Origin of the sequence: Streptomyces sp. NPDC057654 (assembly GCF_042800135.1) — a bacterium.
GTDB lineage: Bacteria > Actinomycetota > Actinomycetes > Streptomycetales > Streptomycetaceae > Streptomyces.
In genome coordinates, this window is the sequence record NZ_JBHVHQ010000968.1 from 1 (window position 1) to 3,075 (window position 3,075).

Here is a 3,075-nt window from a genome sequence, read left to right on the forward strand (position 1 = left end):
GGACACCACCGAGCACCCTGGGGGCCGGCCGTAAGACGACCGGCCCCCAGGCGCTTTGCGAGGGGGAGGCGAACAGATGGAACGGGTGTGGATGACCGGCGGCACCGCTGCCGCGAACGCGACGGAAGCCGAAGGGCTCGCAGGCGTCCGCCGGGCTCCGGCCGCGCGCGTCCGTGCGGTTGCTGCCGAGGGGCCGGTCGCGCTGGCCGTCGTGGGCGATTGCCCGGTCACCGAGCACGAGCTTCGCAGCGTGCTTCCGGCTGTGTCGGCAGGCCGGTGGGCGGAGTTGACCCGGTGGCCCGGCTCGTACTGGGTGGTCGCGGACAGCGGGCGACAGCGGTTCGTGTGCGGCGATCTCGCCGGCACCCGGGCCGTCTACTACGCGCCGTACGAGGCGGGGACGGCATGGGCCGACGAGCCGGGCCTGCTGGGGCGTCCGCTCGTGCCGGGCTTGCCGTTGCTGGCGGCCCGGCTGACTGCGGGCGAGCACCACTGGCCGCACCGCACGCCGTACGAGCAGGTCCGCATGGTGCCTGGCGGGTTCGGGCTACTGCTCGTGCCTGGGGCGCCGCCGCAGCTCATCGACGTCCGCTGCGTCGATCCCGTGAACGACCTTCGGGAGGGCGCCGAGCGGTTCGGCCGCGCGCTCACCGATGCTGTTCAGCGTCGCGTTCGCGCCACCGACGGGGTGGTGGGAGCGGATCTGTCCGGCGGACTGGACTCCTCGGCGGCCGTCGTACTCGCGGCCGGTGCCGGGGCCGTGCACGCGGTCACGTACACCGACGGCTACACCAGCGGCGAGGACATGACCTTCGCCTCCCGGATCGCCGAGCACACCGGTATCCGGCACACGGTCGCCACCGGCACCGACGAGCAACTGCCCTTCGGCTTCCCTCCCGGGCAACCGACCGGGGAAGAGCCGGTACTGGAGGCCGCGATGTACGCCATGGACACCGCCTACCTCCGCCCCGTACGAGGTCTGCCGCTGCATCTGACCGGGCACGGCGGGGACATCGTGCTCGACTCCTCCTCGGCCTGCTGGGTCCGCCTCCTCCAGGACGGCCGCCGCCGCGAGGCCCACCGCCAGGCCGTCGCGTTCGCCCGGCTCCGCAACACCGCCCCCGGCCCGTACTGGAAGGCCCTCAAGCAGGCCGCCGGTCTCGGCCGGGCCGGCTCCCTCGAACGCGCCGCCGAGGCCCTGGAAGACGGGCCCATTGCGCCGGGCCCGGCCGTGGCCGGCTGGTCGTGGTGCCGCCTGGGAGCCGGGGCATCGTGGCTGACCGACGAAGGCCGCCACCAGGTGGCCGCACTGCTGCGGCAGGCCGCCCGCGACCGGCAGCAGGAGCCGGCCGACGAGTTCGACCAGTGGGCCGCCCTGCGGTCGGTGGCCGCCTCCGCCCGCGGCTGGGCCCCGTACGCCGCGGCCCTCGGCGTGACGCCGGTGTACCCGTACCTGGACAACGAGGTCGTCCGGGCCGCGTTCGCCGTCCCGGCCCTCGCCCGGCGCGGGCTGGTGACGTACAAGCCACTGCTGCGGGCCGCGCTGCCCGAGCTTCCCGATTGGCTAACCTCGCGCCGCTCCAAGGGGTCGTTCACCGCCCAGCGCATCGCCGGACTCGCCCGCCACCAAAACCGGCTGGAGGAGCTGGTGGTCAGCAGCCCACTCGCGGTCGGCGGGCTCGTCGACCCCGTGGCAGTCCGCGCCGCTCTCGCACAGGCGGCCCGGGGCCGGAGCGCAACGGTGATCGCCGACCTGCACCAGCTGATCGTCACGTGCTGGTGGCTGACCGGCCAGACGGCCGGCAAGGAGGTGACGGCGTGCTGACCCCCGCCCGGCACGTCCACCACGCCACGGGCCCGCACGGCACGGCGGTGCTCGACATCCGGCGGGGTGCGTGGCTCATGCTCGACCCGGACGCCTCGAAGATCTGGCACGCCGTCACCGTCCGCGGCGGCACGGTCGGGCTCGCCGATGAGATCGCCGTTCGCACCGGCCAGGACCCGCAGGTGATCGGCGAGCGGATCGCCGTCTTCGTCGACACGCTGGTGACCACCGGCGTACTCGTCGACACCGCCCGCCCCGCCCGGCGAAGGCGGTGGCCGCGGTGACCGTCATGGTCCCCACCGCGCGGCCCGCCGTGCCCTTCCCCGACCGCTTGGTGGCCGCCGTCGCGCTCGCCCTGTCACTGGCGATGAGCTGGTGGCCGCTGCGTCGGCAGATCGCCGCCGTACGGCTGCTGCGCGGCCTGCCGTACGCGCGCCTTGCCCGCCTCGAAACCCTCTACACGGCCGTGCTGGCAGTGATCCCTTCCTGGTGGCCGGGCCGGGTCGCCTGTATGGAGATCAGCCTCGCCACCGTCCTGGCGACCGCCCTCACCGGCCGCCAGGCCCGCTGGGTACTCGGCGCCCGCTTCCTCCCGGACGCCGCGCACGCCTGGGCCGAGGTCCCCGAAGGCGCGGCCGGGCGGGACATCGGCGATGCCGTCGACCGGCCATGGACGCCGGTCCTGTCCGTGCCGTAGACGGCCCTGGGCGGCCGTGGTCCGAGGTCGGCCCGAGTCTCCCCGCCCCGGACCACAGCCTCACCCGAACGAGTGAAAGCCGGGCGGCGTTGCTGACGTTCGGTCCGGGCGACCTGGACTGATGAGGACTCAGGGCAACAATTCCGTTGCCCGGCCGCCTGGCCCGGCCCCCTCATGGGGCCGTGAGTTCTTCCGCATCCTCGCCGCCCGCTGCCGGCGCGGGACAGCCGCCCGTGATGCGCCTGGCCTCCGACCGGCACTTCGAGGCGAGCGTCAACCTGTCCACGTGGGGGATAGCGCGCCGGCTGCCCCGCACCCTCACCGATGCGGCCCGGCTCGGCCGGCGTACCGACCGAAGCGCGGTCCTGACCCTGATCGGCTGCCAGATCGGTGCCGCCGCCCTCACCGCGACCGCGCTCGCGGCCACCACCCGTGTGCTGGCCGCCGTGTTCACCGGCGGCGACATCGCCGCCTCCCTGCGCGGGAACCTGACCGCCGCAATGGTGCTCGCCAGCGCTGCTTGCGGCCGCTACCTGCTGGACGCCGGCGCCCG

At 74.6% G+C, this 3,075-nt stretch carries 3 protein-coding genes and 1 pseudogene; all 4 read left to right on the forward strand.

Annotated features, from left to right (window positions below; translation table 11 throughout):
* Positions 1-76 precede the first annotated feature (76 nt).
* Positions 77-1,825, forward strand: coding sequence for an asparagine synthase-related protein (locus ACFU99_RS39000; RefSeq protein ID WP_384402075.1), 1,749 nt, complete (start codon positions 77-79; stop codon positions 1,823-1,825).
* A complete protein-coding gene (locus ACFU99_RS39005; RefSeq protein WP_384402078.1) occupies positions 1,819-2,109 on the forward strand; it encodes a PqqD family protein in 291 nt (96 codons plus the stop codon). The genes ACFU99_RS39000 and ACFU99_RS39005 overlap by 7 nt, the downstream gene beginning before the upstream one ends.
* Before the next feature lie 5 nt (positions 2,110-2,114).
* On the forward strand, positions 2,115-2,522 hold the full coding sequence (locus ACFU99_RS39010; RefSeq protein ID WP_384402081.1) for a lasso peptide biosynthesis B2 protein: 408 nt from the start codon (positions 2,115-2,117) through the stop codon (positions 2,520-2,522).
* 182 nt (positions 2,523-2,704) lie between these two features.
* Positions 2,705-3,075: pseudogene (locus tag ACFU99_RS39015) on the forward strand (hypothetical protein); the annotation flags it as partial.